Source organism: Williamsia deligens (genome assembly GCF_024171765.1).
Classification (GTDB): Bacteria; Actinomycetota; Actinomycetes; order Mycobacteriales; family Mycobacteriaceae; genus Williamsia_A; species Williamsia_A deligens.
On sequence record NZ_JAMTCI010000001.1, the window covers coordinates 1,540,535 to 1,556,595 of the forward strand.

16 protein-coding genes are annotated in these 16,061 nt (G+C 70.0%); 8 read left to right on the top strand and 8 right to left on the bottom strand.

Annotated elements, in window-relative coordinates; all coding sequences use genetic code 11:
- Nucleotides 1-68 precede the first annotated feature (68 nt).
- Nucleotides 69-860: a hypothetical protein gene (locus tag LX14_RS07515; RefSeq protein WP_253646611.1), complete on the bottom strand. Its 792-nt coding sequence runs from the start codon at nt 858-860 to the stop codon at nt 69-71.
- Nucleotides 861-1,132: 272 nt separating this feature from the next.
- On the opposite strand from LX14_RS07515, the gene LX14_RS07520 reads away from it, so the two are divergent.
- Nucleotides 1,133-2,248 carry an alpha/beta hydrolase gene (locus tag LX14_RS07520; protein ID WP_253646612.1) on the top strand — a complete coding sequence of 372 codons (1,116 nt, stop codon included), beginning with the start codon at nt 1,133-1,135 and terminating at the stop codon, nt 2,246-2,248.
- Between the two features lie 17 nt (nt 2,249-2,265).
- The gene (locus LX14_RS07525) at nt 2,266-2,601 is read left to right on the top strand and encodes a TfoX/Sxy family protein (protein ID WP_253646613.1); all 336 of its coding nucleotides are present in this window, start codon (nt 2,266-2,268) and stop codon (nt 2,599-2,601) included.
- 3 nt (nt 2,602-2,604) lie between these two features.
- Here LX14_RS07525 and LX14_RS07530 read toward each other — a convergent pair whose 3' ends face one another.
- Entirely contained in the window at nt 2,605-3,306 is a 702-nt protein-coding gene (locus LX14_RS07530) for a YoaK family protein (protein ID WP_253646614.1), read from the bottom strand.
- Between the two features lie 9 nt (nt 3,307-3,315).
- Nucleotides 3,316-6,150, bottom strand: a complete 2,835-nt coding sequence (leuS, locus tag LX14_RS07535; RefSeq protein ID WP_253646615.1) for a leucine--tRNA ligase — start codon at nt 6,148-6,150, stop codon at nt 3,316-3,318.
- Nucleotides 6,151-6,229: 79 nt separating this feature from the next.
- Between leuS and LX14_RS07540 the strand changes: the two genes are divergently transcribed.
- Both LX14_RS07540 and LX14_RS07545 read left to right on the top strand, forming a co-directional pair.
- The gene (locus LX14_RS07540) at nt 6,230-6,661 is read left to right on the top strand and encodes an SdpI family protein (protein ID WP_253646616.1); all 432 of its coding nucleotides are present in this window, start codon (nt 6,230-6,232) and stop codon (nt 6,659-6,661) included.
- Complete coding sequence (locus LX14_RS07545; RefSeq protein WP_253646617.1) at nt 6,661-7,668, top strand: bile acid:sodium symporter family protein; 1,008 nt, start codon at nt 6,661-6,663, stop codon at nt 7,666-7,668. Before LX14_RS07540 ends, LX14_RS07545 begins: the two co-directional genes overlap by 1 nt.
- Here the strand turns inward: LX14_RS07545 and LX14_RS07550 are convergent.
- Nucleotides 7,625-8,365, bottom strand: coding sequence for a mycothiol-dependent nitroreductase Rv2466c family protein (locus tag LX14_RS07550; protein ID WP_253646618.1), 741 nt, complete (start codon nt 8,363-8,365; stop codon nt 7,625-7,627). The two genes, LX14_RS07545 and LX14_RS07550, sit on opposite strands and share 44 nt — an antisense overlap.
- Before the next feature lie 53 nt (nt 8,366-8,418).
- On the opposite strand from LX14_RS07550, the gene LX14_RS07555 reads away from it, so the two are divergent.
- A complete protein-coding gene (locus LX14_RS07555; RefSeq protein WP_253646619.1) occupies nt 8,419-9,942 on the top strand; it encodes a Mur ligase family protein in 1,524 nt (507 codons plus the stop codon).
- Here the strand turns inward: LX14_RS07555 and LX14_RS07560 are convergent.
- Together LX14_RS07560 and LX14_RS07565 are read right to left on the bottom strand one after the other, a co-directional pair.
- Complete coding sequence (locus LX14_RS07560) at nt 9,915-10,460, bottom strand: molybdenum cofactor biosysynthesis protein (RefSeq protein WP_253646620.1); 546 nt, start codon at nt 10,458-10,460, stop codon at nt 9,915-9,917. The genes LX14_RS07555 and LX14_RS07560 overlap by 28 nt on opposite strands.
- A gap of 71 nt (nt 10,461-10,531) precedes the next feature.
- Nucleotides 10,532-11,176: a YqgE/AlgH family protein gene (locus LX14_RS07565; RefSeq protein ID WP_372505276.1), complete on the bottom strand. Its 645-nt coding sequence runs from the start codon at nt 11,174-11,176 to the stop codon at nt 10,532-10,534.
- Nucleotides 11,177-11,282: 106 nt separating this feature from the next.
- Here LX14_RS07565 and LX14_RS07570 point away from each other — a divergent pair, with 106 nt between their 5' ends.
- Complete coding sequence (locus LX14_RS07570; protein WP_253646621.1) at nt 11,283-12,629, top strand: MFS transporter; 1,347 nt, start codon at nt 11,283-11,285, stop codon at nt 12,627-12,629.
- Here LX14_RS07570 and LX14_RS07575 read toward each other — a convergent pair.
- Nucleotides 12,592-13,260, bottom strand: a complete 669-nt coding sequence (locus LX14_RS07575; RefSeq protein WP_253646622.1) for a hypothetical protein — start codon at nt 13,258-13,260, stop codon at nt 12,592-12,594. The genes LX14_RS07570 and LX14_RS07575 overlap by 38 nt on opposite strands.
- Nucleotides 13,261-13,367: 107 nt before the next feature.
- Between LX14_RS07575 and LX14_RS07580 the strand changes: the two genes are divergently transcribed.
- The gene (locus tag LX14_RS07580; RefSeq protein ID WP_253646623.1) at nt 13,368-14,459 is read left to right on the top strand and encodes an aminotransferase class V-fold PLP-dependent enzyme; all 1,092 of its coding nucleotides are present in this window, start codon (nt 13,368-13,370) and stop codon (nt 14,457-14,459) included.
- 48 nt (nt 14,460-14,507) lie between these two features.
- Nucleotides 14,508-14,813 carry a GlsB/YeaQ/YmgE family stress response membrane protein gene (locus LX14_RS07585; RefSeq protein WP_253646624.1) on the top strand — a complete coding sequence of 102 codons (306 nt, stop codon included), beginning with the start codon at nt 14,508-14,510 and terminating at the stop codon, nt 14,811-14,813.
- A gap of 27 nt (nt 14,814-14,840) precedes the next feature.
- On the opposite strand, the gene LX14_RS07590 is transcribed toward LX14_RS07585, so the two are convergent.
- Entirely contained in the window at nt 14,841-16,028 is a 1,188-nt protein-coding gene (locus LX14_RS07590) for an acyl-CoA dehydrogenase family protein (RefSeq protein ID WP_253646625.1), read from the bottom strand.
- Between the last annotated feature and the right edge of the window lie 33 nt (nt 16,029-16,061).

Below are 16,061 nucleotides of genomic sequence, written 5' to 3' on the forward strand. Positions count from 1 at the left end.
GACGCATACAGATTTCGCTGTACCGACGCGAGCTGTCCCCGGCGGCAACGGCGACCACAACCACGGACTCAGGCCCCGCAGACACCCGACCCGGTGTCGGACTCCCGGCACCAGTAGACGGTGGGAGCGTCTGCGAACGCGAGGACGGGGGCACCCTCCGCCGAGGTCAATGATCCGGTCCATGTCATGCCGGGGGTGATCCGCCCTGCGCCCTCTCCGACGTGTTGTGTCTCTGACGTGAATACAACCTGCATCGACGACCCGGTCTGACGCCAGGTGGCGTCCCACGTCGACCCGTTGGACGCGCCGTTCGCGAGCTTCACCGTGGCGGTGCCATCGGAGCGCAGAGTCACCAGCCGACCGTGGCCCATCCAGTCACCGGTGAAGTCGACCGATGCGGGGGTCGGCGGCGGCACCTGGGCCGTCGACCCGACAGGGGTGTATTTCCATACGAAACCGGCGTCGGAGAAAGTGAATCCCTTACCCGTGCTCTGGTCCATGCACGAGACACCGGAGGAGCTGGTGTTGCAGGCGAAACCGTCCGCGGCCAGCTCGGTTCCGTAGGGAAGGACCGGTGTCTGCTCCAGCGGGAATCGCCAGAAATCGGCCTGCCCCCGATAGGCGAACTCGGCGTCACGCCCGCGCTCGACTCGGATCGCATTGGGGCGGACCGTCGTGCCCACCGGACTCGGGACTGCTGTGGGCGCCCCCGCGACACCGATCGACGGATCCGTGTTGGACGCCGGTTGACAGCCGGCGACAGCAGCGGAGGTCAGGATCGCGCAGCGCCATCGTCCGCTCGGACTGACGAAGTAGTACCCGGAGGCCCCCTCTGACACCGCGAGGTAGGAGCCGGCCACGACCGTGGGCGTCGGGGCGGTGGTTGTCGCCGAGGGAGAGACCGTCGGCGCGACGGTGGATGTCCGCCCCACGGATGGGCTGGATGACGGCGCCCCGATCTTGTCGCTCTGCGCGCTGCAGGCAGTGCACGCGACAACCAGGGCGCCGATCATGACCAAGAGGCGCAGGGGACGGCGCGCAGGGTGCAGCATCCCCCGATCGTGGCGGCCACGTACGGGGCGGTCCATCCTCCGAACGGAGCACACCATCAACCGGATCTAAGATGGCGCCCATGGTGATGGCGGATCGTCCCGAGGTCGAGACAGCGTCGGCCCCGGTGACCGCGTTGGCGATGGTCGGGCTCGCGGAGAGCATGCTGAACGGTCTCGCGCGCGTCCCGTTCCGGCGGTTCTGGCAGGGACCCGGCGGACTCCTCGACAACATCGGGCAGTCGGTGACCCGCCAGACCATCCGGTCGTTCATGGGCTACGCGATGTCGCTGCCGATCGACGAGTTCCGGTCGATGGAGAAGATCCTCGACGAGATCTGCCGGGTCGTCATGCCGCCGTTCATCAGCCTCACCGACAGCGTCGAGATCACCGACGACACCGTCGGTGGTGTCGAGGGCATCTGGTGCCGGGCGAAGGCGAGCACCGACGAGTACGTCGAGAACGTCACCGACAAGGAGACGATCACCGCAACGCTGCTGTACCTGCACGGCGGTGGCTACATCGGCACGTCGCCGATCATGTACTCCGCGTTCGCCGCATCGCTGGTCAACATCACGGGGTACGAGGTCTTCATCGCCGACTACCGGATGGCGCCCGAGTTCCCGTTCCCCGCCGGCGTGCACGACGCCGCCGACGCCTACCGCGGTCTGCTCGAGCGGGGCATCGACGCGGACCACATCGTCATCGCCGGCGATTCCGGTGGCGGTGGGCTCGCGACCTCGCTGGTGTCCTACCTGCACGACCACGACCTGACCAAACCTGCTGCGGTGATGCTGTTCTCGCCGGAGGTCGACCTCGACCTCAACCATCCGTCGATCACGGCGAACGCCCAGCTCGACATCCTCCCGTGGAACGTGCCGGTCAGCCCGTACCTGCAGGGCGTGCAGCCGAACGACGGCCGGGTCACCGCCATCTACGCCAAGCCCGACCCGGCGTGGTTCCCTCCGACCTTCGTCTGTTGGGGCGCCGACGAGATGTTCCGCGACGGCATCCGCGCGTTCGCGCAGGCGCTGTCCGAGGCCGGGGTGACGGTGTACTCGATGGAGGAGGTCGGGATGTTCCACGTGTTCCCGATCCTGATGCCGTGGGCCGAGTCGTCCCGCCGGGTGTTCCGGGCGCTGCGTGAACTGTCGCACCGCCACGTCGAATCCGACCCGGCCGCGATCGCGACCCACTGAGAACTGCGTCGCGGGCCATGGCGTACGACGAGGCACTCGCCGACCGCATCCGCGACGCGATGGAGACCGAGCCGCATCTCACCGAGAAGCGGATGTTCGGCGGACTCGCGTTCCTCGTCGACGGTCACATGGCCGTCGTCATCCTGAGCAGGCAGCAGGGGCTCATGGTCCGCGTTGATCCCGACGAGGCCGACGCACTGATGGCGCGGGACCACGTCGGCCCGATGATCATGTCCGGCAGACCCGCTCGCGGATGGCTGCGCATCGACCCACCGGGCCTCGTCGACGACGACGTCCTCGGCGACTGGGTCGACCGCGCGGCCTCCTACGTCCTGACCCTGCCCGCGAAGTGAGGATCAGTCCTCGGGTTCCGCTGCGTCGGCGTCGATCTGGCGGGCGTCGTAGACGACCATGAGCGCCACGACGACCATGGCCACCGCGCAGACCGCCACCGCCGGAGTACCCAGCCATCGCGAGATGATCGCCCCCACCACCGCTCCCCCGGCGAAGGCCGCCACCACCGCGCTGTAGAGCGCGCACCGTCGCCGACTCTCGCCGTCGCGCTGCGTGAGCGCGGCGTGTAGGGATTCGACGAAACGCATCAGGTTGCCGGTGGTGGCGATCGTGATGATCGGCAACCCGCCGATGCTCCGGAACAACTCCATCTGCATCGCGGCGACGAACGCGATCGGCACGGTGACAACCACATTCGGCCACGACGCCGGGACCGCGGCCACGAGACCCAGCACCGCCGCCTGCGCCAGGGTGACCGACAACAGCAACGCCGCACTCGTCGCGTCGCGCCACCAGGTGCGCAGCATCGTCGCTACCAGCACCCCGACGACGAACGCGAGGATCGACCACAGGTGGGCGACGGCGCGATGCCACTCCCCTGCCGCACTCGACGTCGCCAGCAGGATGACGTTGCCGGTCTGTGTGTTCGCGAACACCCCGCCCCGGGTGAGATAGGTGTACGCGTCGAGGAACCCACCGACGCCGATCAGGATCAACACGAACCGCGGCGTCGACGCGGTCGCGACCTTCCCCGGCTCGATCATCCGATGCCCCTACGGGACGACGTTGACCATCTTGCCGGGCACGAAGATCACCTTGCGCGGCTCACCGTCGAGCAGGGCCGCGATCTTCTCGTCGGCCAGCGCCGCGGACACCACGGTGTCCTCGTCCGCCTCGGCACCCACGGTGATGCGGCTGCGCACCTTGCCCTTCACCTGCACCGGGATCTCGATGGTGTCCTCGACGAGCAGAGACTCTTCCGCCACCGGGAACGGCCCGTGCGCCAACGACTCCGGGTGACCGAGCGCCGACCACAGCTCCTCGGCGATGTGCGGTGCGACCGGCGCGACCATCGAGATCAGCGGTGACACCGCGTCACGCGGGGCACCGTCCGGGTACCGCTTGGTGAGGTGGTTGGTGTACTCGATCAGCTTCGCCACCGCGGTGTTGAAGCGCAGGGCCGCATAGTCCTCCCGCACCCCGGCGATGGTGCGGTGCAACGTCTTCGTCGTCTCCTCGGCGGGCGCCTCGTCGGTCAGTCGGACCGCGCCGGTCTCCTCGTCGACGGTGAGACGCCACACGCGCTGCAGGAACCGTTGCGCGCCGACGACATCCTTCGTCGCCCACGGACGCGACTGGTCCAGCGGCCCCATCGACAGCTCGTACACGCGCAGCGTGTCGGCACCGTAGTCGCGACAGATGTCGTCGGGGGTGACCGAGTTCTTGAGCGACTTGCCCATCTTCCCGTACTCGCGGCGGACGGGCTCCCCGTGATGGAAGTACCCGCCGTCGCGCTCCTCGACCTCCTCGGCCGGGACGTAGATCCCGCGGGCGTCGGTGTAGGCGAACGCCTGGATCATGCCCTGGTTGTACAGCTTCCGGTACGGCTCGATGCTCGAGACATGACCGAGGTCGAACAGGACCTTGTGCCAGAACCGCGCGTACAGCAGGTGCAGGACCGCGTGCTCGACGCCGCCGATGTAGAGGTCGAGGCCACCGGGGTCGTTCTCGCCGTGCAGATCCGGCCGCGGACCCATCCAGTAGCGCTCGTTCTCGGGTTCGCAGAAGCGATCCTGGTCGGTCGGGTCGATGTAGCGCAGCTGATACCACGAGCTGCCCGCCCACTGCGGCATGACGTTCGTGTCGCGGGTGTAGTGCTGGAGGCCGTCGCCGAGGTCGAGTTCGACGTTCACCCAGTCCGCCGCCTTGGCCAACGGGGGAGAGGGCACGCTGTCGGCGTCGTCGGGATCGAACGAGACGGGCGCGAAGTCATCGACCTCCGGGAGCTCCACGGGCAGCTGCGACTCGGGGATCTGGTGGGCGTTGCCGGCGTCGTCGTAGACGATCGGGAAGGGCTCACCCCAGTACCGCTGGCGCGCGAACAGCCAGTCGCGCAACTTGTACTGCACTGTGCCCGTGCCGGTCCCGTCGGCCTCGAGCCGTTCGATGATCGCGGCTTTCGCCTCGTCGACGCGCAGGCCGTCGAGGAAGTCGGAGTTCACCAGGGGACCGTCACCGATGTACGCCGCCTCGGCCACACCCTCGTCGGATCCGATGACCTCGACGATGGGCAACCCGAACGCCGTCGCGAACTCGTGGTCGCGGGTGTCGTGCGCGGGGACCGCCATGATGGCGCCGGTGCCGTACCCGATGAGGACGTAATCTGCGATGAACACCGGGACGTGCTGCCCGTTCATGGGATTGACCGCGAACGCGCCGGTGAAGACGCCGGTCTTCTCCTTGTTCTCCTGACGCTCCAGGTCCGACTTCGCGGCGATCGACGCCCGGTAGTCGGCGACAGCGCGGGCAGGGGAGTCGGCGCCGCCGGTCCACCGCGAGTCGACGTCGGCGGGCCAGGTGTCGGCGGTGATCACGTCGACGAGGTCGTGCTCGGGGGCGAGCACCATGTAGGTGGCTCCGAAGAGGGTGTCGGGCCGGGTCGTGAAGACCTCGATGGGGGAGTCGGTCCCCGGGACTGAGAACGACACCCGCGCGCCGCGCGACCGGCCGATCCAGTTCTGCTGCATCGACTTCACCTTGTCGGGCCAGTCGAGCACCTCGAGGTCGTCGAGCAGTCGGTCGGAGTAGGCGGTGATCCGCATCATCCACTGCCGCAGTCGCTTACGGAACACGGGGAAGTTCCCCCGGTCACTGCGACCGTCGGCCGTGACCTCCTCGTTGGCCAGCACCGTGCCCAGACCCGGGCACCAGTTGACCATCGAATCGGACTGGTAGACCAGGCGATACGAGTCGATGACGGCGGCGCGGCCGGCCTCGTCGAGCTCGGCCCAGACCGATCCGTCGGCGGGGGAGCGCGTGCCCGCCTCGAACTCGGCGATCAGGTCGGCGACGGGGCGTGCCTTGTCGGCGTCCTCGTCGTACCAGGCCCCGTGGATCTGCAGGAAGATCCACTGCGTCCACTTGTAGAAGTCGACGTCGGTGGTCGACACACGGCGACGCTCGTCGTGACCGAGGCCAAGTCGACGGATCTGCCCGAGGTAGCGCTCCACGTTCGCCTCGGTGGTGGTCCGCGGATGCGTGCCCGTCTGTACGGCGTACTGCTCGGCGGGCAGGCCGAAGGCGTCGAATCCCATCGTGTGCAGCACGTTGACCCCGACCATCCGGTGGAAGCGTGCGTAGACGTCGCTGGCGATGAACCCGAGCGGGTGCCCGACGTGCAGACCGGACCCCGACGGGTACGGGAACATGTCCTGCACGAACAGCTTGTCCGAGGTCCCCGCGATGTCCCCCGCGAGCGGACCGACCGGATTGGGCGCCTCGAAGGTGCCGCGCTCGGTCCAGATCCGCTGCCAGCGGGCCTCGATGTCACCGGCGAGCGCAGCGCTGTAGCGGTGCCCGGTGGTCGTGACGGTGTCGTCTGTGCTCACGCTGACCAGCGTAAAGCGTGGCCGGTGCCCCACCGACCTCCGGTTCGGCCCGCGGCGACACAGCTCGTATCCTGGGTCGGTGACCACTGCTGCCCTCGTCCTCGGAGCGCTCGACGCCGTCCTGGCCGTCGCCGTCGTGACCGTCGGTGCACTGGGCATCACCCGGCGCCTCCCCCGGAACCGCGTCGTCGGCATCCGCACCCCGCTGACCCTGCGATCGGACGATGCGTTCCGCGCCGCCCACGCGGTCGCCGGTCCGGGCTTCCTCGGTGCCGGCCTCGTCGCCGCCCTGGGTGCCGTGTTCGGGCTCGCCGGGGGATCGGTGATCGGGGTCGTGTTCTCCGCGATCGCCCTGGTCGCGGCGCTGCTCGTTGTCGGCGCCGCCGCGTCCTTCGGTTTGCGTGCGGCAGCCCGGGTGCCCGAGGTGGACGAGGGGTCGTCCTGCGGCACCGGCGGATGCGGCAGTTGTGTGTTGGCCGGAGCCTGCGGGACCGCCGACTCCGCCGTCTGATGCTGCGCCGGCTCCACGTCGACGGGTTCATCCTCGCGATCCTCGCGGCGGTCGTCGTCGCGTCGGTCCTCCCCGCCCGAGGGGCGTTCGCCGACGTCATGTCGTGGGTCGTGGTCGCGGCGATCGCCCTGCTGTTCTTCCTGTACGGCGCTCGGATGCATCCCCGCGAGGCCCTGGAGGGCCTCATCCACTGGCGGCTGCACGTGACGATCCTGGCGTTCACGTTCGTCCTGTTCCCGCTGATCGGTCTCGCGTTACGCCCCCTCGCCGAACCCGCTCTGGGTCACGACCTGGCGGTCGGCGTCCTCTTCCTCTGTCTGCTCCCGTCCACCGTCCAGTCGTCGATCGCGTTCACGTCGATCGCGCGGGGGAACGTGGCGGGCGCGATCGTCAGCGCGTCGGCGTCGAACCTGATCGGCGTCATCCTCACGCCGCTGCTGGTCGTCGTGCTGCTCAGCGGCGGCGGGTCCGGGGTCCACATCGACGCGTCGTCGATCCTGCAGATCGTCCTGCAGATCCTGGTGCCGTTCATCGTCGGACAGCTGGCCCGCCCACTGGTCGGTGGGTTCCTCGGACGTCACGCCGGGCCGACGAAACTGGTCGACCGGGGCTCGATCGTCCTGGTCGTCTACGTCGCGTTCAGCGAGGGTGTGCGCGAGCACATCTGGTCGATCGTGCAGTGGTGGCAGATCGTCGTCGTCATCGTCGGGTCGATCGCGCTCGTCGCCGCGATGCTCGCTCTCACAGGGCAGGTGGGACGACGGTTCCGCTTCTCCCGGGCCGACGTCGTCGCGATCCAGTTCTGTGGCACCAAGAAAAGCCTCGCGACGGGTCTGCCGATGGCCGCCGTGCTGTTCGCGGATCAGCAGATCGGCCTGATCGTGCTGCCGCTGCTCATCTTCCACCAGATCCAACTGATGATGTGCGCGTGGTACGCGGCGCGGTTGTCGCGGGAGGAGCCGGCTACTTCTTCTGCCGACGGCTCCCCGCATGCCAGTCCTCGGTGACACCCTCGGCGCCGGGGTCCACCCCGAACGCGCGCAGCTGAGGACGCTCCCGCAGGGACCGCTTCATCTCCGCGAACCCGGGGAAGCTCGCCAACCCGATCACGTGGTCCCACAGCTCGAGCGCGTCCACCTCGTCGGGCAGGCGACTGATCACGGGCCCGAAGAACGCGACGCCGGTCGGCGGGGAGAACTGCAGGATCGGCGTGCCGACGTCCTTGCCCGTCAGTGACAGCGCGTGATCGGTCTCGTCCTGGATCACCGCGTCCCGCCCGTCGTCGTCGAGTGCATCGACGTGGTCGGCGGGGAGGCCGAGCCCGGCGAGGACCGGCGCCACGAACTCCGCGGTGCCGCGATGCGCCTGACCGTCGGCATCGTGCGGCGCCTCCTCACCGTCGAAGATCGCGGTGCCGAGCGCCCCGTAGAAGTGTCCGACGGCGTCGTCACCCTCGCGGTCGCGGATGCTCGACGCGACACGCAACAGCTTGAGCCCGGCGGTGTGCTGCGCCTCGTACTCGGGCGGGAAGTGGCTCGCGTAGTCGACACCGGCGTTGAGCTGCCGCAGCGAGATGAACCGCCAGCCGACGGTGTAGTCGCGCTGCCGGGCCACGATCCGGACCCACTTGCTGGTCATCCATGCGAAGGGGCAGACCGGGTCGAACCAGAAGTCGAGGTCGGTGTGCTCGGGTGTCGACGGCATGGCCCCCACTCTGCCCGGTTTCGTCGTCGAGGCGCTCGGGTATGCGGCATGCGATGCCGACCCCCGCAGACGTCGCCGCGTTCCTCGGTACCGCGATCACCGGCGGACCGATCGAGCGCCGGCGACCCCTCCGGGACGTGGTCGACGACTCGCGGACCCTGGGGCCCGGCGACGTGTACATGGCGTTTCCCGGCACTCACCGCCACGGCCTGGACTTCGAGGACGACGCGCGGCGGGCGGGGGTCGCACTCGTCGTCAGTGACCGCGCCGCCGCGCACCTGCCGACCGTCGTCGTCGACGATCCTCGTGCCGTCGCCGGACCCCTCGCCGCGTGGTTCCACGGTCACCCGTCGCGGGAGATGCGGGTGCACGGGGTCACCGGCACCAACGGCAAGTCGAGTACCGCGGCGATGGTGCACGCCGGCCTCCTGGGCGCCGATGGGCGCCCGGGTCTGCTGTCCGGCGTCGAGATCACCGGGCCCGGGATCACCACCACCCCTGTGCGCACCACGCCCGAGGCGGCAGTCGTCCACCGGACCCTCGCGCACTTCGCCCGCACCGGGTGCGACTCCGTCGCGCTGGAGGTGTCGTCGCACGCCGCCGTGCACCGCCGGGTGGACGGTGTCGCGTTCGCGTCGATGACGCTGACCAACCTCTCCCCGGAGCACCTCGACTTCCACGGGACGATGGAGGCGTACTTCCGCGCCAAGGCGTCGTTGTTCGCGCAGGACCGCACCGAGCGGGCCGTCGTCTCGGTCGACGACGACCACGGCCGCAGGCTCGCACGCGCTGTCCGCGTGCCCGTGGTCACCCACTCCGTCACCGACCCCGGTGCCGACGTGTACGCATCGGAGGTGCGCGCCCCCGACGCGGACGCCGACCATCGCGGTCACCGGTTCACCGTGCACACGGCGGGGGGAGAGGCCGAGATCCGTCTGCAGGTCCTGGGTCCACACCAGGTGGCCGACGCGGTCGCGGCCGTCGCGGTCCTCACCGCGGACGACCTCCCCGTCGATGCGGCGGCCGAGGGGATCTCGGCGTTGCGCACGATCTCCGGTCGCTGCGAACCGGTGTCGGTGGGCCAGCCGTTCACCGCCCTGGTCGACTACATGCACAACGTCGCGGGTCAGCTGGCCACCCTGCCGTTCCTGCGATCCCGCACTCCCGGTCGGCTGGTCGTCGTCATCGGGGCGACCGGCGATCGGGACCCGGCCAAGCGACGTCCCATCGGGGCCACCGCCGCGGCGTGGGCGGACCTGGTGGTCGTCACCGACGAGAGTCCGGGGACCGAGGACCCGGCGGCCATCCGTGCCGAGGTCCGCGCGGGCGCCGAGGCGGCCGGGCACGTGCAGGTGCTGGAGGTCCCCGATCGCGACAGCGCACTGCGCACGGCGGTGTCCGGCCTGCGCCGCGGGGACACCGTGGTCGTCGCGGGGCGGGGGAGCGATCGTCGACAGGTGTTCGGCGACAAAGTGATCCACTTCGACGACCATGCCCGGCTCGTCATCGCGGTGGAGGACGAGTGCAGCGCCCCCGCCATCGGCACGATTCAGATCGGTTGCGCCCGGCGCACCTGATCGGCGGCACGGGCGGGGTCGAGTTCGACGTCGCAGGCGACCACACCGGGGCCGACGACCAACACCCCGGACGACAGCGGTTGTGCGCGCAGGCCACCCCGGCCGATGAGCGCCTTGCGGGTCCCGTCCCCGGCCATCGTGTCCATCCACGAGCAGGGATGCGCGGGACGTCCGCCGCGGAACCGGATCGGCCCGTCGCCGGTGTCCAGGGTGAACTCCTGCCCACGCAGCGGATCGAGTTCCAGCCCCCGCGTCATCACGTTGCGTCGGGCGAGATCGGGATCGGCGTCACCGGCAGCCGCCTCCCAGGCCTCCAGGGCGAGGAACGTGACCGCGGCCTCGGTGTGGGCGCGGACCCCGAAGAAGCGGTCGCCGCGGATCCCCTTGTCGGCGACGATCTCCACCGTGGTCGGGGTGTCGGTCACGACGTCGGCCGCGGCACCGTCCTTCGGTCGCCCGAAGTAGGCGTGTCGCGGGGACACCAGCAACGACACCACCTCGATGTCAAAGGTGTGCATGTCCCCACGGTGGCACAGCCATTCCCGTCTCGGCGTTCCTCGGGACGTTCGCGGGGCGTTCCGCGGCGCGCTCAGTTGCGATCGACGTCGATCGGATGCGTCGCGAGCAGGGGCAGTGGCCACGGCTGACGACGCAGGACGGACGCGAAGACGTCGGTCTGCGCGGAGGCGAGCAGATCGCCGGGGAGGGCGGACCCGACGAGCCAGGAGTCGCGGCGCAACTCGTCGTCGAGTTGGCCGATACCCCACCCGGAGTAGCCGGCGAAGATCCGCACACCGTCGAGGACGTCGGCGAGTTCCTCGGGCTCCGCGTCGAGGTCGACGAGGACAACACGACCGTCCACCGGGCGCAGGCCGTGGACGTCGTGGGTGTCGACACCGCGTTTGACGACACCCAGGCACAGTGCGGCGTCCTGCTTCACGGGGCCGCCGATGAACACCGCCCGGGGCGCCGCGGCCAGGTCCGTCCAGCGCGGCAGCAGATTGTGGATGGCCGTCTGGGTCATCCGGTTGATGACGACACCCAGGCTGCCGGCGTCGTTGTGTTCCACGATGTAGATGACCGACCGTCGGAACGTGGGCTCGACGAGGGTGGTCGAGGCGATCAGGATGCTGCCGGCGCGGATGCGGTTCGCCGAGACGATGTCGTCGGGGCCGTGCGGATCCGGGCCCCCCGGATCGGGGCCCTGGTGCTCGGGATCCTGGGGCGACGCCACCGCCCCATTGTGGCACGCAGCACCGATGCGGGTGGGGAGTCGGAGACCTGACGACGTCACCGTCTTCACAGGTCGCGACCGCGGTTTCGTCCGTACGCTCTCAGGGGTGAAAGCCGTTCGTGCACTGTGTGAGCGCCCCTTCGCCGGGCGGCTCCTCGCGGTGCGCATCGCCAGCCAGGTCACGGACGGGCTGTTCCAGGCGGCACTCGGTGGCGCGATCCTGTTCAACCCGGAACGCCACGCCGACCCGTTGGCCGTCGCGGGCGGGCTCGCCGTACTGCTGCTCCCGTACTCGGTGATCGGGCCGTTCGCCGGTGCGCTGCTCGACCGCTGGGACCGCCGCACCGTGCTGATCTGGGCGAACGTCCTGCGTGGGCTGATGATCTGTCTCGCCGCGGCCACCATCTTCGGCGGTGTGCCCGACTACCTCGTGCTGACGACGGCACTGGCGGTCACCGGCGCGAGCCGGTTCGTCGCGTCGGGTCTGTCCGCGGCACTGCCGCATGTCGCGATCCGCGAACGCCTCGTCACCACCAACGCCGTCTTCACCACCATCGGTTCGGGGGCACTCGCGGTGGGTGCGGGACTCGCGCTGGGCCTGCGGGCGATCTTCGGTTCCGACAACACGGGCAGTGCGGCGACGACGATCTCGGCTGCTGCGCTGGCGTTGGTCGCCGCCGCGACAGCGGTGGGGTTCGGGCGTCTGTCCCTCGGACCCGACCATCCCGACACCGACGGCGCCCATGTGTCCCCGCAGCATCCACAGGGCAGTGTGGTCCGCGCCGTGGCCGTCGGGTTCGCGCACGGTGCGCGGGCCGTCCTGCGCGCCCCGACGGTGTCGGCCGCCCTGGGTGCGATCGGCGCCCATCGCCTCGTGTTCGGTCTGAACACCCTCTTGCTGCTCGTGTTGGCCCGGCACTCGGGGTCGTCGTCCTCGTCCTCCTCGTCGTCCGACGGCCTCGCCGGCATCGGTCTGGTCGCCACACTGACGGCGGTGGGGTTGGTCGCCGCGGCGGTGGTGACGCCGGTGTCGATCGCCCGGATCGGGCGCCGGCGCACGCTCGTCGTCGCCCTCGCCCTGGGGATCGTCGCCGAGGTGTCCCTGGTGTCGTTCGACACCGTCGTCATCTGCGTCGCGGCACTCGTCCTGGGCCTGATTGGTCAGATGGCGAAGCTGTGCGGCGACGCGGCGATGCAGCTCGACACCGACGACGCGGTCCGCGGGCAGGTGTTCTCGGTGCAGGACGCGGTGTTCAACGTCGCCTATGTCGGAGCGGTCACCGTCGCCGCACTGACCGTCGCCACCGACGGGCAGTCGCCGATGCTGCCCGTCGTCGGCGCGATCCTCTACGCGCTCGGGATCGTCGTCGTCGGTCTCGTGCATCCCCGTGACGCCACAGGCGCGGGCGGGGTGGTCACCCCTTCTCGGCCCGTGGACCGTCTCCCGACGTGAGTCGCTGATCCTCGCGGCCGCTGCCGTCGGCGAAATCGCCCTCGCCACGCAGGATCCAGCGGTCTGCCACGCCGTCGCCGTCCACGTCCACCACAGCGGCGTCCGCCCGGTCGTCGCCGTCGAGATCGACCAGGACGCGTACCGGCGCGGTGTCCGCCCCCACGGCGAACACCAGTCCCACGCCCGCCGGGGTGCGCCCCGACCCGTGTGATGCCTCCGGCTGCGGGGCGGGTGGTGCGGGCGGCGACGCCGCGGATGTGGGTGGAGCCACGGCGGGTGCGGCCGGATGCGCGGCGGGGGAGATGTCGTGCACGCGGTGATCCCACAGTCCGCGGCCGGTGTCGGAGAACCAGTGGGCACCCCCGGCGCCGTCGACATCGACCCCGACGAGATCGGCGCGGCCGTCGCCGTCGCTGTCCCACAGGACGTCGTCCCGACGGCCGTCGCCGTCGAAGTCGAGCGTGACGGCGTCCGGGACGGCGTCTCCCGACAGGTCGCGGTCGGCCGGGGACGTCCAGGTGTGCAGGGAACCGTCCCCGGTGCCGAAGGAGTAGACGAGGCCGACCGGATCGTGACCGGACGGATCGGAACCGGCGGGGGACGCGGTCGGGTCGAGGTGTGAGGGGTCCACACCGATTGGACGCGGTGGCCGGCGATCCGGTTCCCCTCGTGCGCCGGACGGCTGTGCGCGGGTCGGCGGTACGGTGACAACCGCGTCGTGAGCGGAAGGCCGGTGGCATGTACATCAGCGAGTTGGGCGAGCTGTGGCACCGTTCGCGCGTCGCACCCGACATCGTCCATCTCGACTCGGCCGCGGCGTCACGATCGTCGGACGCGGTCATCGCCGAGGTCACCGCGCACCTGTGGCGTGAGTCCGCCCGTGGCGCATACGTCGCCGCCGAGCAGACCTCCGAACGCCTCGACCGCGCCCGCCGCGACCTCGCCGCGATGATCGGTCACCAGCCCGGGGGGATCGCGTTCCGCGAGAGCGCGCTGTCCGCCCTGCGCGCCCTGCTGACCTACTGGAACATGCCGCTCTCGGCGACGGTCTGGGTGTGTCCGACGGAGTACGGGCCGAACCTCGACCAGTTCGAACGTCGCGGGTACTCCGTGCACGCCATGCCGTCCACGGACGGCACCGGGCGGGTCAACACCGACGCGCTGGAGAACATGCTGCAGTTCGAGCAGCCCGACTTCATCCACGTGTGCCACATCGGTTCGCACAGCGGGATCGTGCAACCGGCGGCGAAGATCGTCGAACTCGCCCACCGGGCGGGCGTGGCCGTGGTGGTCGACGCGGCGCAGGCCATCGGTCAGGTGGACTGCGCGACCGGGGCCGACATCGTCTACGGCACCAGCCGCAAGTGGCTCGCCGGTCCCCGCGGCGTCGGGTTCATCTCCGTCCGTGACGATTCCCTGCACCCGGTGGAGATCGAGAGCTCGGAGGCGTTCATCGCCGGCCGCATCGGTTTCGGTACGGCGGTGCAGGAACTGCAGAGCTACGGGCTGGAGCGCGTGCGACGGGAGCTCGCCGCCATCGGGGAGTACACCCGCACCCGCCTCGACGGCGTCGGCAGCTGGGAGGTGGTCGAGCCGGTCGACGAACCCTCCGCCATCACCACCCTCGCCCCGCCGCCCGGCTGGCAGGACAGCGACGTCGCCGCGGCCCGGGAGGCGTTGCGGTCCCGCGGCATCCTGGTCACGTGCGGCGATGCGTGGCGCGCGCCCCTCGCCGGTGAGCGATCGGTGCTGCGCATCAGTCCGCACCTCGACGTCGAGGACACGCATCTCGACGATCTCGCCAGGGAGCTACTCAGCATGGGGTGGTGAGACGTAGCGTTGTTTCCGGACATATCGGAACCGATGCGAGGAGTCACCATGAGCACCACCGCAGCAGCCGTCGAGATCCTGGCGGAACGGTCCACGACCACCACGAGTGTCGGCGTCATCGGCTACATCATCATCGGCGGGCTCGCCGGATGGATCGCCAGCAAGATCATGGGCACCGACAAGCAGATGGGCATCGGCCTCAACATCGTCGTCGGCGTCATCGGCGCCTTCCTCGGCGGGTTCCTGTTGAGCTTCGCCTTCGACACCGCCAGTGGCGGTTGGTTCTTCACGTTCCTCACCGCACTGCTCGGCGCGGTGATCCTGCTCTTCATCGTCAAGCGCGTCCGCAGGTAGCGGGGCCCGTGAGCAGCGCCGTCCGGTTCAGCCCAGACGCCGGGTGGCCTGCTTCACCAGCCCTCCACCGATGATCAACCGTTGGATCTCACTGGTCCCCTCGTACAGACGCAGCAGACGCGCGTCCCGGAAGATCCGCTCCACCGCCACACCACGCATGTAGCCGGCACCGCCGTGGACCTGGACGGCCGTGTCCGCAACACGACCCAGCATCTCGGTACAGAACAACTTCGCCATGGACGGGGCGAGCCGTCTGTCGGTCTCGTCCACCCACTGCCTCGCCGCCTCCGCGACGATCGCCCGGCCCGCCATCACCTCGGTCGCCATGTCGGCCAGCATCGCCTGCACGAGTTGGAATCTGCCGATCGGTGTGTCGCCCTGCGTGGTGACCGCGGCCCAGTCGACCGACTCGTCGAGAGCCCGCTGCGCCTGGCCCACCGCGATCGCCGCGATGTGGATGCGTCCCCGCGCCAGGATCGTCATGGCCGCGCGGTATCCGACGGCCGGATCGCCGCCCACGAGAGCCGCCGCCGGCACGCGGACCTGATCGAGATAGACCGTGGCGGTGAGTGATCCGTCCTGCCCCATCTTGGAGTCCGACGGCCCGACCGTGACCCCGTCGGCGTCGGCGGGGACAAGGAACACGGCGATACCGGGTCCGTCGTCACCGGCGGGGCGGTAGCGCGCGAACACCACGAACAGGTCGGCGACGGGTGCGTTGGTGATGTAGCGCTTCTCGCCAGAGAGCACCCAGTCGTCGCCGTCCGCCACGGCCTTCGTGCGGAGACCCGCCGGATCGGACCCTGCACCCGGCTCGGTGAGGGCGAAGGAGGCGACGACGTCCCCCGACGCGATCCGCTCGAGCCAGGTCTCCTTCTGCTCGTCGGTGCCGAACTGCACCAGCACCTGCCCGGCGATCCCGTTGTTGGTCCCGAACATCGAGCGCAGCGCGAGGCTCGTGTACCCGAGGACGTGGGCGAGCCGGACCTCCTGGGTGAGGTCGATGCCGAGCCCGCCCCAGCGCTGCGGGATGGCGAAGCCGAAGAGGCCCAACTCCTTGCAGGCCGTGCGGAGGTCGTCGGGGATGGCCCCGGCGTCGGCGATCTCCTGCTCCCGCGGGATGACCCGCGTGCGGACGAACTCGTCGGTCGCGGCGAGGATCGCGGCGAACTCGTCGGCGTCGACCTCGGACTGCGGGGACACGGCGGTGCTCATCGCCCCACGATAGGCCGACTCGCGGACCGGTCC